12 protein-coding genes are annotated in these 15,348 nt (G+C 64.6%); 4 read left to right on the top strand and 8 right to left on the bottom strand.

Annotated features, from left to right (window positions below; genetic code table 11):
- Position 1: 1 nt before the first annotated feature.
- On the top strand, positions 2-1,633 hold the full coding sequence (locus AC0X69_RS16385; RefSeq protein ID WP_482608859.1) for a CopD family protein: 1,632 nt from the start codon (positions 2-4) through the stop codon (positions 1,631-1,633).
- A gap of 19 nt (positions 1,634-1,652) precedes the next feature.
- Here the strand turns inward: AC0X69_RS16385 and AC0X69_RS16380 are convergent, their stop codons facing one another.
- The gene (locus AC0X69_RS16380) at positions 1,653-3,365 is read right to left on the bottom strand and encodes an ATP-binding protein (RefSeq protein ID WP_482608857.1); all 1,713 of its coding nucleotides are present in this window, start codon (positions 3,363-3,365) and stop codon (positions 1,653-1,655) included.
- 9 nt (positions 3,366-3,374) lie between these two features.
- Positions 3,375-4,913, bottom strand: coding sequence for a YifB family Mg chelatase-like AAA ATPase (locus AC0X69_RS16375; protein ID WP_482608855.1), 1,539 nt, complete (start codon positions 4,911-4,913; stop codon positions 3,375-3,377).
- Positions 4,914-5,116: 203 nt separating this feature from the next.
- Here AC0X69_RS16375 and AC0X69_RS16370 point away from each other — a divergent pair, with 203 nt between their 5' ends.
- Positions 5,117-5,374: a GCG_CRPN prefix-to-repeats domain-containing protein gene (locus AC0X69_RS16370; protein ID WP_482608853.1), complete on the top strand. Its 258-nt coding sequence runs from the start codon at positions 5,117-5,119 to the stop codon at positions 5,372-5,374.
- 63 nt (positions 5,375-5,437) lie between these two features.
- On the opposite strand, the gene AC0X69_RS16365 is transcribed toward AC0X69_RS16370, so the two are convergent.
- The gene (locus AC0X69_RS16365; RefSeq protein ID WP_482608851.1) at positions 5,438-5,986 is read right to left on the bottom strand and encodes a hypothetical protein; all 549 of its coding nucleotides are present in this window, start codon (positions 5,984-5,986) and stop codon (positions 5,438-5,440) included.
- A 27-nt stretch (positions 5,987-6,013) separates the two neighbouring features.
- Positions 6,014-8,458 (bottom strand): YadA family autotransporter adhesin, encoded by a 2,445-nt coding sequence (locus AC0X69_RS16360; RefSeq protein WP_482608849.1) that lies wholly within the window; start codon positions 8,456-8,458, stop codon positions 6,014-6,016.
- 460 nt (positions 8,459-8,918) lie between these two features.
- Between AC0X69_RS16360 and AC0X69_RS16355 the strand changes: the two genes are divergently transcribed.
- Positions 8,919-10,511, top strand: a complete 1,593-nt coding sequence (locus AC0X69_RS16355; RefSeq protein WP_482608847.1) for a class I SAM-dependent methyltransferase — start codon at positions 8,919-8,921, stop codon at positions 10,509-10,511.
- Between the two features lie 53 nt (positions 10,512-10,564).
- Here AC0X69_RS16355 and AC0X69_RS16350 read toward each other — a convergent pair whose 3' ends face one another.
- From AC0X69_RS16350 to AC0X69_RS16335, 4 genes are all read right to left on the bottom strand, one after another.
- Complete coding sequence (locus tag AC0X69_RS16350) at positions 10,565-11,650, bottom strand: AI-2E family transporter (protein WP_482608845.1); 1,086 nt, start codon at positions 11,648-11,650, stop codon at positions 10,565-10,567.
- A 41-nt stretch (positions 11,651-11,691) separates the two neighbouring features.
- Complete coding sequence (locus AC0X69_RS16345) at positions 11,692-12,669, bottom strand: mechanosensitive ion channel family protein (protein ID WP_482608843.1); 978 nt, start codon at positions 12,667-12,669, stop codon at positions 11,692-11,694.
- Positions 12,670-12,838: 169 nt separating this feature from the next.
- Positions 12,839-13,966 (bottom strand): IS630 family transposase, encoded by a 1,128-nt coding sequence (locus AC0X69_RS16340; protein WP_482607591.1) that lies wholly within the window; start codon positions 13,964-13,966, stop codon positions 12,839-12,841.
- Positions 13,967-14,043: 77 nt separating this feature from the next.
- A complete protein-coding gene (locus tag AC0X69_RS16335) occupies positions 14,044-14,502 on the bottom strand; it encodes an MgtC/SapB family protein (protein WP_482608841.1) in 459 nt (152 codons plus the stop codon).
- Positions 14,503-14,794: 292 nt separating this feature from the next.
- Here AC0X69_RS16335 and AC0X69_RS16330 point away from each other — a divergent pair, with 292 nt between their 5' ends.
- A complete protein-coding gene (locus AC0X69_RS16330; RefSeq protein ID WP_482608839.1) occupies positions 14,795-15,340 on the top strand; it encodes a cytochrome c oxidase assembly protein in 546 nt (181 codons plus the stop codon).
- Positions 15,341-15,348 lie beyond the last annotated feature (8 nt).

The raw sequence follows: 15,348 nt of genomic DNA, 5'->3' as shown, positions 1-15,348 counted from the left end.
CATGCAGTCGCTCATCGAATTGTATAATTTCCTGGACGTCGTGCTGCGCGCATACCTTCTGGTGACGCAATCGCTTATCGTCGGAGGCGTGGCGTTCCTGGCGCTCGTCATAGGCTCTCTTGACGCGACGCCGAGCGGGGAGGAGCGACTGCTCGCGCGACGTTGCCTCCGTATCCTTTATTGGAGCTGTGTGGCGTCAGCCTTGGGAGAGCTCGTTGCCGGGGGCGTCTTGATCGCGATGCTCGTTGGAACCCTGCACGTCGACGCCACAGTCGCCGCCAGCTCAAACGCAGTGGCCGCTCATTTCATCTGCGCTGGCTTTGCTGGCCTTCTGGCGCTGATCGCCCGCCTGGACGTTGACGCGTTCGTGAATTGGCGGCCGATCGCTTTGGTTCTGGCCCTGCTTATGGTCTGTGCGCATGTCGGGGTGACACATGTCGCGAGCCGCCCCGAGGCTGATAAGCTGCTCGTGAAGACCGAAATTGCGCATATCATTGCAGCGGGAATCTGGATCGGCGGAATTCCGTATTTCGTGGTTACGCTGGCAACAACGCGAGACGCCGGGTCGCGTCGATCGATCGCTTCGAAGTTCTCGATAATCGCAATATGCGCCGTCGCCGCACTCATTGCGGGCGGCGTTTTCATGATGACGCGGTACACGACCTCTCTCGATACGCTGTATGAAACGAATTACGGCGTGCTGATCAGCACCAAAGTCCTATTGCTGCTTGGGTTGCTTTGTTTTGGCGCCGCAAACGCGGCGACTGTGCGAAAGTTGTGGCGTGTCCCCTCGACATCGATCCGTCGATTGTCGCGTTTCGCCGAGGTGGAGATTGGACTGGGCGTCATCGCGCTCTTCTGCGCCGCGGCTCTCGCATCCTCTTCCCTCCCGATTGACGGCGGCGCGGAACGCACCAGCCTGTCGGAAATCACCGCCCGCTTCGCACCGCGCTGGCCAAGTTTTTACAGTCCCGCCTATGCCGAATTGTCGGCTGCGCAAGCATCGGAAGCCCAAGCATCGGAAGCGAACAGCGCATCAGCCACGGCTGTCGGGCTCACCGCCGCAGACATCGCCTGGGCTGAAATGAATCACCATCTGGCGGGGGTTCTCGTCGTCGTCATGGGGGCTTTCGCCTTGCTTGAGCGTCATCGACGTCTTGCGCCGGTCGTGCGTCATTGGCCTCTGCTGTTCTTGCTTCTGGGCGGCGTTTTGTTGGTGCGCGCCGACGAAACCGCCTGGCCGCTCGGGCCGCTGGGCTTCTTTGAGAGCCTGCGCAATCCCCAGATCGCTCAGCACAAACTCATCGTCGCGCTCATTGCGCTTTTTGCGATTTTCGAATGGCGCGTCAGGCGCAAACTATTCAAGTCTAACAGGCCGGCCTACGTCTTCCCGCTGACGGTCGGCGCCGCGTCAGCTTTTCTGCTGACGCATTACGGGCACACGGAAGGCGCGGACGAGGTTCTGATCGCGATCAGCCATACGCCTGTCGCGCTGCTGGGAATTGTCGCGGCGAGCGCACGCTGGCTGGAAATCCGCTCACCGGACGCCCCGGAAGGCCGAGCAGGGGCGCTCGTCTGGCCCGTCGCATTCATGCTCGCGGGCGTATTGCTGTTGCTTTACCGAGAAGCGTAAGCGCTCGGAGCGATGGCTGTCAGGAGCCTGCGCTTCGCCGCGGCGCCAGCCTGAGCTCCTCGATTGTCGCCGCCAGCGAAGCGAACTCCACCGGCTTGGTGAGAAAGGCGTCGACGCCTGCGGCGCGGGCGGCGCGTTCGTCTTCCTCGCGCGCGCTGGCGGTCAGCACCAGAATGGGCGTGCGCGGCGCGCCGGCGCGCGCCTCGGCCTCGCGTATCCGGAGGCTCGCCTCGCGGCCGTCGAAATCCGGCAGGAAGAGATCCATGACGATGACGTCATAGGGCGCGCCCGCCCCCTCGATCGCTTCACGGGCCCGCGCGAGCGCAAGCGCGCCGCTTTCCGCACGCGTCACCCGGGCGCCGAGCTTCGCCAGATGACGCGTGAGAATGAGCGCATTGATGTCGTTGTCTTCGGCGATGAGAGCGTTCACCCCCGCGAGCGCCTGCGCGGGCGCGCTCGCCTCCGGCGCCGGAGCCGTCGCGCTCACTTGCGACAGTCGGGCGATCAGCGAGGCGATCCGCACCGGCTTCACCAGCCAGCCGTCGAAGTCGCACAACGCATCTTCGCCGAAGGCGCGCCGTTCCAACGGCGAGAAGAGGAGGAACAGCCTACGCGCCTGCGCCGCGCGCGCGGCGCTCGCCAGCTGCGCGGTCATTTGCGGGCCCAGCGCACAGTCGACGATGACGGCGTCATAGGGGTCGTCACGGCGGCTGTGCAACGCGGATGCGGCGTCTTCAGCCTTGACGATTTCCGCTTCCGCGCCGGCGAAGCGCAAGCTCTCGGCGAGATAGGGCGCCTCGAAAACGCTCTGCGCGATGATGAGCGCCTTGACGCCGCGAAGAGGCGCCGGAACGTCCGCTTCGCTGAACCGCGGCGCCGGGAGCGTGAACGCGAAAACGGCGCCCTTGTCAGATGAGCCGACGAGCGCGAGGGCGCCGCCCATCCTGGCGACGAGTCGACGGGAGATGGCGAGGCCGAGGCCAGTGCCCGCCTGGGGATGGTTTTCGGAAGGATCAGCCTGTTCGAATTCCTCGAAGATCGCTTCGCGCGCCGCCTCTGGCACGCCCGGCCCGGTGTCGCGCACCTCGAAGCGCAGCCGCGCGCCGTCGCGCGCGACGCGCACGCCGACGCCGCCCCGTTCAGTGAATTTCACGGCGTTGCCGATGAGGTTGACGAGCACCTGCCGAAGCCGCGCCGGATCGCTGACGATCTCGCGCGGCGTGTCTGGCGAAATGACGCTGGCGAGCTCCAGCCCTTTCGCCATGGCGCGCGGCGCCAGCAGCTCGACGACGCTTTCAACGAAAGGCGCCAGCGCAAAGCTCTCATGGCGCAGCTCGAATTTGCCGGCTTCGATCTTCGAGAAATCGAGAATGTCGTCGATGAGCTGCGACAGCGAGCGGCTCGAGTCGCCGATCGCTTCGACATAGCTTGCCTGCTCGGCGGTGAGCTTGGTCATCGCGAGAAGCTGCGCCAATCCCATGACTCCGTTGAGCGGCGTGCGGAATTCGTGGCTGACGGCGGCGAGAAAGCGCGACTTGGCGAGACTGGCGGCTTCGGCCCTGTCGCGCGCGGCTGCGGCGGCCCGCAGCTCCCAGATTTCGTCACGCAGCGATTCGAGTTCGGCTTCGGTTTGTTCGCGGCTCCGCGGACGCGACGCAACAAAAATGGACGCCGCCAGAAGCAGGATGACGAGCTGGGCCGCGACCAAAATCACAATATGGTCTAAGGACATGCGCCATCATCAGGCCGCGAGGCGCCCCAGCGCAAGTCCCGCACGATAGGAAAGCGCTTCCGCAAGATGCGGGCGGCCGACCGACTCGGCGCCATCAAGGTCGGCGATGGTGCGCGCGAGCTTCAAGACCCGGTGAAACCCGCGCGCGGTGAGGCTGAAGCGCTCGGACGCGTCGCGAATCAGCGCCGTGCCGGCGGCGTCGAGACTCGCCGCGCGCTCGATCACCGCAGCCGGCGCGGCGGCGTTGGCGGCGACGCCCGGCAGGGACAGCGCGTCGTAACGCGCCCGCTGGATCTCGCGGGCGCGCGCGACCCGAGCCGCGACCTGGCGCGAACCCTCGCTCGGGGGCGGCAGCACGAGATCTGCGGCGCTCACCGCCGGCACTTCGATCTGCACGTCGAACCGGTCGAGCAGCGGCCCGGACAGCCGCGCCTGATATTGCGCGACGCAGCGCTCGTTGCGCTGGCGCTTGCAGGCGTAGCCCGGATCCATCGCATGGCCGCAACGGCAGGGATTCATCGCGGCGACGAGTTGGAAGCGCGCCGGATAGACGGCGCGGTGATTGGCGCGCGACACCGCCACCTCGCCGGTCTCGAGCGGCTGGCGCAGGCTGTCGAGAACCTGCGGCTGAAATTCCGGCAATTCTTCGAGAAAAAGCACCCCGTGATGCGCGAGCGAAATCTCGCCCGGCTTTGCATGGGCGCCGCCGCCGACCAGCGCCGGCATCGAGGCGGAATGGTGAGGGGCGCGAAACGGCCGCCGGTCCGTGAGCTCGCCTCCGGCGATCTGCCCCGCCACCGAATGGACCATCGAGACTTCGAGCAGCTCCCGCGGCGTCAGCGGCGGCAGAATCGACGGCAGCCGCGCGGCGAGCATCGATTTCCCCGCGCCCGGAGGGCCGCTCATGAGAAGATTGTGGCCGCCGGCGGCGGCGATTTCGAGCGCGCGCTTGGCGCTCTCCTGTCCCTTGATGTCCGAGAGGTCGGGTTGGTCTGCGGCGAGTCTGCGCACCGCCGGCTGCGGCCGGGCGAGGACCTGCGCGCCCTTGACGTGGTTGACGAGCTGTATCAGCGAGCGCGGCGCGATCACCTCCATATCGCTCGACGCCCAGGCCGCTTCGGGGCCGCACTCGCTCGGACAGATCAGCCCCATCCCCCGCGCATTGGCCGCCACCGCCGCAGGCAGAACCCCTGCCGTCGGCGTCAGCGTTCCGTCGAGCGCGAGCTCGCCCAGCACGACGAAGCCTTCGAGCGCATCGGAGGGGATCGCGCCGATCGCCGCCATCACGCCGAGCGCGATCGGCACGTCATAGTGGCTCCCCTCCTTCGGCATGTCGGCGGGGGCGAGATTGACGGTGATTCGTTTCGCCGGCAGCGCCAGACCGGAGCCGATCAAGGCGGCGCGCACCCGCTCGCGCGATTCGGCGACGGCCTTGTCGGCGAGACCAACGACGTTGAACACGACCGCGCCGCTCGAAATCTGCACCTGAACGTCGACGGGGCGCGCCTCGACGCCTTCGAATGCGACGGTCGACACCCTCACCGCCATAGCGCGCTCCCCAGAAATTTTTTTAGGCAATTGCGCTTGCGAGCTTAGCTGGCGCAGGGCCGGCGCGCAAGAACAATATGTGAACAAAGGATGCCGCGGGCTAACCTAAATGCGAGATTGCAATTGCCACGTTCTGGTTTGCGCGCAGATATTCTGCGGGCGCGGCGGGCAACGCGCCGCGTCCGGTTTGAAGGAGAGTGGAGATGAAATTGAGAACGGGTGTCGCGCTGATATTTGCGGCCGCTTTGGCTGCGCCGGCGCATGCGGCCATGCCGGTCGCGCCCAGCGAGCCGGCGGACGCGCCGATCGTGCAGGTTTACGGCGGCTGCGGCCCCTACGGACATCGCGGTCCCTACGGCGGCTGTCGCTGGGGAGGACAATGGGGCGGCTACCGCTTCGGACGCCCCTGCCCGCCCGGCTTCCATCTCGGCCCCTACGGGCGCCGCTGCTGGCCCAACTAGGCCAAAGAAAAGCCGGGGCGGCGAACCGTCCCGGCGCCTTGGCGGCTCCCCTCCCAAGCGCCGTCAAGGCTTTGGCGCGGAACCACGGATTCCCGTCGGGCCTTTTGGCTTTTCCTGGGCGCTTTGCGCGGGCGCTTCGGGAGGCGCCGTGGGCGAGGAAGAGCCCAGCGAAACCGAGAGGCCGAACAGCTTCCACTGGCCCTGGACAGGCGCATAGAGCAGTTCGAAGCGGATCTGCGTCGGGACGGAAGGGAAGAATCCCGCCATATGCATCATTCCATTTTCGATTTGCGGCAGCAGGCTGAGCTGCGGCTCCAGCACGGCGACCCCCGACAGATCGAGATTGTCTCTGCGTTGCGACGCAAAGACCTCTGCAAGCCGAGCAGCAGTATTTGACTGAAAGCCCGGCGCCCCGAGATCACGCAGCACCGTATAGTTGCCGGTCTTGTTCGCCTGATCGAGCGCGAGCAGAGTCGAGCGGATCAGGATCAGCACGCCGTTCTTGTCGATGTCCGCGGGCTTGGGCGCCGCTGACTTCGACTGTCCTGGCTTAGGCGTCTGCGCCGAAGCCATCGTCGGAAAAAAACTCGCGGCCACAAGGGCCGCGAGCATTATCTGTCTGATCTTCACGATCATGGATCACCAGGCAAAGGTCACGCCCGCACGACCGGCGACGCCGCCGTATTTGAGACCCGCGCCGATGCCGGCGTTGACCACCGCCCAGTCGGTCAGGCGCAGTTGCGCCTGAGCGGCAAGACCGTATTGGCCGCGGAAGGTGCCGAAGTTGCCGGTGACCGCGAACCACTTGTTGTCGGGCAGGTAGCTGGCGCCCCCGAGCGCGACGGCGACCGCCGTGCCCTCATAGCCGCGCTTCACCGATCTGCCGAGGTCAAACACGCTCTGCGAGAGACCCAGGACGCCAGCCTGCAGACCCGCGATATCCTGCGGACCGAAGTTGGAGGTTGCCAGATGACCCTGCGCATCCGTCGTCGTGAACAACGTCGGACCGACCTGCGAGGCGAGGCTCGCCGCAGAGGTGATGCCCTGCGCCTGGTAGGTGCTGGCCGCCGTGCCGAGCTGGATCTGGTTGACGGCGTTAGTCACCGCACCAGCGCCGAGCGCCGTCGAATTGGCGAAGCCAGCCGTGGCGCCCGTGCCGACCGCCGTCGAGTTAAAGCCCGTCGCCGAAGCTCCTTGACCATAGGCAGCCGAGTTAACGCCGGTCGCGGTCGTGAAGTCGCCGACGGCCGTGCCGTTGTTCGACGCGTTCGAATTAAGTCCGATTGCGATCGAGTCGGTGGCCTTCGCGTTGGTGCCGACGGCAATCGCGTTGGGGCCAACGGCGCCGGCCTGAGCGTTATTGCCGATGGCGACAGCGTTCGCGCCCAGAGCTCTTGAGCCGGTGCCCTGCGCGATGGCGTTCACGGCAGTCGCCTTCGCATCGTCGCCGATGCCGATCGAGCCATTCTGGGTTGCCCGGGCCTGGTTGCCTAGTGAAACCGCGCCCTGGCCCGTGGATTGGCTGAGATTGCCGATCGAGACCGCGCCAAGACCGGTCGTGCTGAGCGGATTGCCGATCGCTACCGCGCCCTGGCCGGTAACATTGAAAGCGTTACCGATGCCGACCGCGCCGAGGCCATTGCTCGTCACATTGGAGCCGATCGCAGCGGAGCCCACTCCTGTCGAGGAGTTGTTATTGCCTTGGGCAACCGAGCCCGTGCTGTTGGCGGTGTTGCCGGAGCCGGAAGCCACCGAGCCGTTTGCAAGAGCGTTATTGTTCAGGCCAGTCGCAACCGCCCCGTTCCCCGTCGCAGTGTTATTCTTGCCGACGGCGACGGCGCCGTCGCCGGTCGCAACGTTCGGGTCGCCAATGGCGACCGCGCCCGCGCCCGTCGCCTTTTGCTGAAGACCGATAGCCACAGCGCCCGCGCCATCGGCTGCGCTGCCATTGCCGCCCGCGAAAGAGCCGGCGCCATTGGTCGACGTCAGTTGGCCGAGCGAAACCTGGCCGTCGCCGGCCCCGAAGCTCAGAGGATTGCCGATTCCGACGGACCCTGTTCCATTGACCGTGAAGTTGGAGCCGATGCCAACTGACGCGGCTCCGTTCGTGGTCACACCGGCGCCCCCTGCGAAGGAGTTCGCTCCGTTCGCGGTCACGTTATTGCCGATCGCCGTCGAATTGGCTACGGCGGCGTTGCTGTTGGATCCAAACGCGGTCGCGTTGGTCCCCGCCGCCTTGGCATTCTTGCCGATGGCAGCAGCGCCCGCGCCGTTAGCGTTCGAATTCGTTCCGACGGCGATTGCATCTGTTCCAGTCGACGTGGATTTAGAACCGACCGCGACGGAAGTCGTGCCGTTCGCGACGCCGCCAACCGCGGCGAAGGACCCGTCGCCGATCGCCTTGGTCAGGTTGCCGGCGATGCCAGAACCGAGCGCCGCAGAGCCTTGGCCCTGAGCGAGGGTTGAATTGCCGACGGCGGTGGAGTTCGCGCCGGTCGCAGTAGCCGGGTCGCTGATGCCGCCGCCGATGGCAGTCGCGAAGTCGGCGGTGGCGAGCGCGGCGGATCCGACCGCGGTGCTGGCAGTCGCGGTCGCCTCAGCGTCAACGCCAAACGCTGACGCTCTCAGCCCGGATGCAGTGGCGCCAGAAGCACCGTTTAGTCCGCCGTCAGCGCCGACCGCGGTGGCGAATTTAGCGTTCGCGAAGGCATCACTGCCGATAGCCGTCGATCCCCCACCTACGGCCTTGGTGCCGGTGCCGTTGCCGTCGATGTCGCTGCCGACCGCCACGTTCCCGTTCGAACCGTCAGTTCCAGCAATCGTGTTCTTTCCGACAGCCGTATTTTGCTTAGCTCCGGTGGTGGCGTTATTGCCGCACGCCGTATTAGTGGCGCTCGCGCCAACATCGTTCCCGAATGGGGCCGAAAAAATGCCGGCGACGGTTGTTCCGCATTCAGTGGCGCTCGCCGACGTCGGGACGAAGGCCGCGCCCATCGCCACGGCGGCGGAGCCGCCCATCAGCGCGCGGCGAAGTGCGATGGAACCATTTTTGGGCTTGATGAGTTTATGAGACAGTTTGGTCATAGGTCAGTTCCCATTCCTTGGACTGCGAAGAGCACCGAACCGCGAGTTTTTGCGGAGCCGCGGGAGAAGTGGTCCCGATGAATAAAAATTAGATGGAGATGCACAGTCAACGATGAACACCCCGATTGGCGCGCGCTTTGGCCACATTTCCGACAGCTGTGATAAAAAGGAGACAGTGGCGGAAACGCACGCAAAACCGCAATGAGCGCGCCATCTAATCGCAAATGATTGAAGTGAACGGCGGAACCGCTTTCGCCTAAAGTTTGGCGCCGTAGAACGACTTACCTTCCCTATCCACGGCGCGCGCGTCTTCTTCGAATATCGTTAACAGGCGCCCTCTCGAGTTCGAACATCGTTAACAACCGATTCTCAACGGCGCGGCGGAGGCGATTCTCGCGAGATTGCAAATTGGCCGGGCCAAGTGGAGAATGAACCTCCTTCAGGCTCCGGAAACTTGCTAATGACCAGTCACTTCGGGACGGCCGTTCAGGCCGCGATTGCGCGCAACGCCGCCTCCTACGATGACCTTCCTTATGTTTCGCATCCGTTTCCACAGACGCATCCGGCGCGGCTGGGCGCCGTCGCCCGCATCTTCAAACTGGCGGCCCCGGACCTCTCTCGCGCGCGCGTTCTGGAGCTCGGATGCGCGGCCGGGGGCAATCTCATTCCGCTCGCCGCCCGTCACCCCGACGCCTATTTCCTTGGCGTCGATCTCTCGCAGCGACAGATCGAGGAGGGCCAGCAGCGAATCGCGGCGCTCGAACTCTCCAACGTCAATCTGCGTCGCCAGAGTCTGACGGACCTCCGCGCCAAGGACGGCGGCTTCGACTACATTCTATGTCATGGCGTCTACAGCTGGGTGCCCGAGCAGGTGCGCGACGCGATCCTGCGAATCGCGCGCGAGAATCTCGCGCCGAATGGCGTCGCCTTCATCAGCTACAATGTTCTGCCCGGTTGGCGGCTGCGACAGACCCTGCGCGACGCGCTGGCGCTGCATGTGGGGCCGCATGGGTCGCTGCGCGAGCGCGTCGCCCGCGCCCGCGAAATGCTGTCCTTCCTTGAGCAGAACACGCCCGCGGAGACGACCTGGGGGCGGATTTTCCGAGCGGAAGCAGCCAATTTGCGGGTCGCTGACGACTCCTATATCGGCCACGAATTTCTCGAAGACTGTAACGAGCCGTGCAGTTTCTCGGAGTTCATGGCGAGCGCCGGAGGCCGCGGGCTCGCCTATCTTGGCGAGGCGGCTCTTTCCGCGATGATGCCCGAGAACATGAATCCGGCGGCGGCGCCCCTATTGCGCGCGCTCGCTGGCGACAATCAGGTCTCGCTCGAACAGCATATGGACATCTTCACCGGCCGAACCTTCCGCCAGACGCTGCTCATCCATAAGGAGCGGGAAAACAAATGCGTCCGGCGGATTATGCCGGACGCGGTTATGGGACTGCATTTCACCGCGCGTGCGGATTTCGCCTTCTCGCGCGAGGAGGACGGAAAAGCCATTTTCGCCGACGGGTCGGGAGCCTGGTTCTCGACGCCAGACGTCGACGTCCGAAGAGGCATCGAAGCGCTTGTCGCGAGTCTGCCTGATTCGAGTTCGATCGACGATCTCGTCGCGGCGGTGGCGGTGCGGGGGATCGTCGTCGACGACGATGGACGCCACAGGATCGCCGACGCGCTCCTGCGCATGCTTCTTGTCGGTCTCGTAACCGCCTCAACCGAGACCTTCCGAATGGCGCGCGCGCTCTCCGCGAAGCCGGTCGCCTGCCCCATGCTGCGCGCGGACGCGGCCGCCGGCGTCCTGCACTCGGCCAATCTGCGCCACGAGCCGATTCGGCTCGATATCGTCGCCCAAGTGGTCACGCCGCTGCTCGACGGAAGCAACGACCGCGACGCCCTGATCGCCGCGACCATCGCGGCGGCCGACGCCGGCCGCGTGACCTTCCAGCGCGCCGGCCAGCCAGTGGTCGAGCCGGCGGACATCGCGTTGTGCGCCGCCGAGCACGTCGATCGCGTGCTCAACCATCTGCAGAGCAACGCCTGCCTCATCGCCTGAGGATCGCCTGAAGGTCGAGGGTCGGATCGGCCGCGCTTCGATGCGCCGCGTCGTCAGGCGGAGCGGCGGGCGACCATTCCGGTTTCCTCGGGCGAAGCGGCGCCCTCCGCCTGATCGTCCGAGAGCAGCGTCGCAATCCAGCGGACGCTCGGAAAATGCCGGCAGAGGATGATCAGCGCCGATGTCAACGGTACGGCGATGAAGGCGCCGGCGATTCCCCATATCCAGGTCCAGACCGAAAGTGAAACGAGGACCGCCATCGGCGTCAGCGACAGGCGCTGACCCTGAAGCATCGGCGTGATGAAATTGCTGATCACGATCTGAATCGTCGTAAAGCCGAGGAAGGCAATCGTCGGCGTCGTCCAGCCATCGTATTGCATAAAGGCGTAAAGCGTCGGCGGCAGAATGCCGATGATATTGCCGATCACCGGAATGTAGTTGAGCAGGAAATTCAGCAGCGCCCACACCATCGCCAGATCGAGGCCGAGCATGAGCGACCAGACGAGAGTCGCCACGCCGGTGATCGCGCTCGTCAGAGTCGCCACCCAGAGATACTGGCGGATCTTCACGGCGGTGGTGTCGACGGCGTCGACGAGCTCCCGCCTTTCGTTGCCGCCGAGCTGCTGTCCGATCTTCTTGCGCAGGAGCGTTACTTCAGGAAGGCCGAAGGCGACGAGGACGCCAATGACGCCGATATAGACGATGATATCGTAGACGCTTGTCAGCGCCCTCTGCACGACGTCGATGATCCGTCCGTAGCCCCCGAATCCGCCGATGGAGCCGCCCCAGCTTTGGACCCATGCGGAGACTCTCTCATAGAGCTGTTGCAGCTTTTCAGAATTTTCGCCGAACGCTTGCGCGATTTGCGCGACAGAAAAGGCAATGGCGCCGGCGAAGGCCGCCAGCGCCATGAACAGCACGAGTATCGTGCCGATGTTGCTGAGGCTCTCCGGCAGATAGCGCTGCAGCCATGGTTTGACCGGCCAGACGGCGGCGATCACGACAAAGGCCGCGGCGAGCGGCATTGTCACGGCGTAGGTCTGCCGCAACGCGAAGCCAACGAGCACAAAAGCGACGATCGCCAGCAGTCTCGTTTGCATCGCCTGCTGGGCTTGCTGCGATTCCGGTGACTGATCCATTTCGCCTCCAGGCTCATGCAAGTGGAGCGGAAACTTCGCGTCTAACAGTTGAAGCGCCCGCTCGCCCGCGCTGGCGAGGCCGCGAGCTCCTCGCGCCTTTGCTTGCGCGGCGTCGCCGCTCCCCTCGGCGGCGGCCAGCCTTCGCGCTGACGTCCGCGCTCCCCGTCGCTTTCTTCCGTCTGGTCGTGAAAGAGGATCTGATAGGTCGGGAACGGCACATCTACGCCGGCCTTCGTCAGCGCGGGCGCGATGGCGCGATAGACCTCGTCGGTCGATTCGACGACCTCGCGCATGATCGTCGGCTTGATCCAGTAGCGAACTTCCAGATTTACGCCGAAATCACCGAGGCTCTGGAACAGAACGGCCGGCTGTGGCTGGCGCAACACGCGTTCGATCTTCGCGATCTCGGCGAGGATCACTGCGCTCGCCGCGGCGACGTCGTCGCTGGCGCCGACCGTGATCATGAGATGAATGCGGCGCGCCTCATAGGCGGTATTGACCACGACTCGGTTCGTATAGAGTTCGCTGTTTGGAATGACGACGCGGCGACTGTCGTAGGTGCGCAGCAGAGTGGCGCGGATCTGAATGTCTTCAACCGTGCCCTCATGCGGGCCGCTGACGATCTGGTCCCCGACGTGGAACGGCCGAGTGACCAGTAAGAGAATCCCCGCAAGCAGATTCTGAAATATGTCCTTCGCCGCAAAGCCGACCGCGACGCTGCCGATGCCGAGAGCGCCGAAAACCGAAGCGGCGTCGAGCGAGGGAAGTATGACGGAGAGCGCGATGATCGCGCCGATCAGAATGACGGCGCCGCGCGCGAGGCGCGAAAAAATCTTGACGATGTGTCGGGGCTGTCCGGAGCGCGTCGCCACCCTGGCGACGCCTCGCCCCACCGCCAAAGCGAACAGATAGACGATGAAATAGACGATGAGCCCGAAGGCGAGATTCGGCAAAAAGGCGATGAAGCCCTGCCAGATGTTTTGGAGCCTCTCCCAAGCTGCGTCCAACTGAAAGCTCATGACCCGATCCCGGCTAGACAGGCATAAACGCCCTGTCGTCGTCGAGGTTCCTCGCGCGCCGGAGCTCTTCGCGCGCGCTGCGCTTGCCGCTGTTATGCTTGGCTTCGGCCTTTTATGGGAGAATTCGCCGGCGCAGCTCTGACGCGCTAGTGTCCTGATTCAGAAGTTTCTATCCAGCTTTGGCTTGGAGGTCGAGGGTGCGACGGCAGAAGCGTTCGATGGAGGCCAGAATGTCGTCGGCTGACTTGGTCCAGCGCAGCGGCTTCGGATCAGCGTTCTGTTGGGCGAGGAAAGCCTTGATGGCGGCGATGAGGTCTTTGACGGACTTGTGCGCGCCTCGCTTGATCTGCTTTTCGGCCAGCAGCGCGAAGAAGCGTTCGACCTGATTGATCCACGACGACGATGTCGGCGTGAAATGCATGTGCCAGTGGGGCCGCTTGGCGAACCAGTTGCGGATCACTTGCGTCTTATGGCTCGAAGCGTTGTCCATCACGACGTGAATGTCGAGGCCGGCGGGAACGTTGCTCTCCACTTCGTCGAGAAACTTGCGGAACTCCTGCGCGCGATGGCGCGGCATGCATGTGCCGATCACACTGCCAGCCTTCACGGTCGTCTCAGCCGTGACAGCAGCGATGAAGCCGGCAAAGAGCGTCGTAGTGCCGTGGCGGTCGTAGTCGTGCGTGCGCCGCTCGACTTGTCCAGGGCGCATCGGCAGCAGCGGCTGCGTTCGATCAAGCGCTTGTATTTGGCTCTTTTCATCCACGCATATCACCAGCGCCTTGTCGGGCGGATCGAGATAGAGGCCAACGATGTCGCGCACTTTCTCGACGAACTGCGGGTCGGTCGAGAGCTTGAAAGTCTCGGTGCGATGCGGCTGTAGGGAGAATGCACGCCAAATGCGATGAACCGACGAAGTCGACACGCCCGATGCTTTCGCCATGCCGCGCGTGCTCCAGTGCGTCGCGTTCTTGGGCTGCGTTTCGAGTGTCCTGGTCACGATCTCCTCAACGCGGTCGTCGCCGATCTTGCGTGGCGCGCCACAGCGCGGCTCATCGTCGAGACCATCGAGACGGTGCTTGGCGAAACGCTCGCGCCATGTGCGCACGGTCTGCCGCGTTACACCGACCGCAGCCGCGATCTCGCAGTTGTTGAGCCCGTCAGCGGCCCGCAACACGATCTCCGCGCGTTGCGCATGCCCACGCGCCACCTTGCGTCGCCGGACGAGCCTTTTGAGGTATTCCCGTTCGTTCTCGCTGAGCTCAATCTTGCTCGCTTTGGTCGCTCCGTCCCTCGCCATGCCGCCCTCCCGAATCCCGCCTGGGCCGAAGGAATCACAATCGCGAAAACGTGGCTAGTAATTTCTGGGACAGGACACTAGGAATTCTCATCCTCCTTGCCCCGCGCTTTTGAGTCGACGAGAACGCTGTTCTCGAGCGGCGTGATCGCCTTGAGGGTCAGAAAGGTGAAAGCCGCGATCGCCACCGCGACGTCGTAGCTTCCGAGACCGACCGCGGAGCCGATCGCGCCCGTGGCCCAAAGGCTTGCAGCGGTCGCGGTTCCCTTGACCTCCGCGCCTTGCTTGAGAATGGCGCCGCCGCCGATGAATCCTATTCCGGTGATGACGCCTTGAACGATTCGCGCTGTGCCATCAGGCGAATTCGCCATGAACTGCTCAGCCGCCTGCACAAAGCCACAGGAGGCGAGAGCGACGAGCGGAAAGGTGCGAAGCCCCGCGCTGCGCTCTTCTTGCTCCCGATCCCAGCCGATCGGCAAAGCGAGCGCATAGGCGCCCGCCAGCGCCGCGAGATGTGGAAGTATCTGAAATTTGTCCACGTCGAAGCCTTTGCTCTACTCGCTCTTACACTAGTCGACGCCGAACGCGTTTCAATGGCGCCGCGCTCTGGACTGGCGCGAGCTTTGGCCAATATGGATCGCTATGCGCAGCAAGTTCGATCGCGATCGCCGCATGAGCAGAACTAGAAATGCAATTGTGTCGGCGGGGGATGGCGCCGGCGCCAAAACCGTCTCGGATTCGCGCGCGAAAATCGGCATCGCGATCAGCGTCGCTTGCGCGGTCGCCCTTGCTGCTTACGCAGGTCCTGGCCTCGCGCCTCGCGCATCTCACATGGCCACGCACATCTTGCTCATGAGCGCGCTCGCGCCCGTTCTGGCCGTGCTGTGGACAAGACTTGTCCCGGCGCCGATTCTTTCAACCGGCCGCGCGCTGGCGATTGTCACTGCGGCGCAGATTGGACTGCTCTATGCCTGGCATGCGCCGGGGGCTGCGGCTTACGCGGACGCGCATCCGGTTGCGCATCTTTCGATGCATGCGTCATTGCTCGCGGCGGCGTTGCTGTTCTGGCTCGCGGTTCTCGGCGATACAGGCGTCGCGCGCTGGCGCGGCGTCGCCGCGCTGGCGATCACCGGCAAGCTCGCCTGCCTCCTCGGCGTGCTCCTCGTGTTCGCGCCGCGGGTTCTCGACACAACGATCCAAGGTTTGGGAACGACCTCGGATGTGATGCTGGCCGATCAGCGTGTGGCCGGCTTGCTGATGCTGGCGGCTTGCCCGGCGAGCTACGTCCTCTCCGGCGTTTGGATCGCGTCCCGCTGGCTTCTTGATCTGGAGGGCAATCGCTTGCCAGCGCGGTCCTGTCGTGCGGACGGCGCCTAGAGCGCGCG

It is taken from the genome of Methylocystis sp. Uni0008, from assembly GCF_056838045.1.
This window is presented reverse-complemented; position numbering and strand designations above follow the sequence as displayed.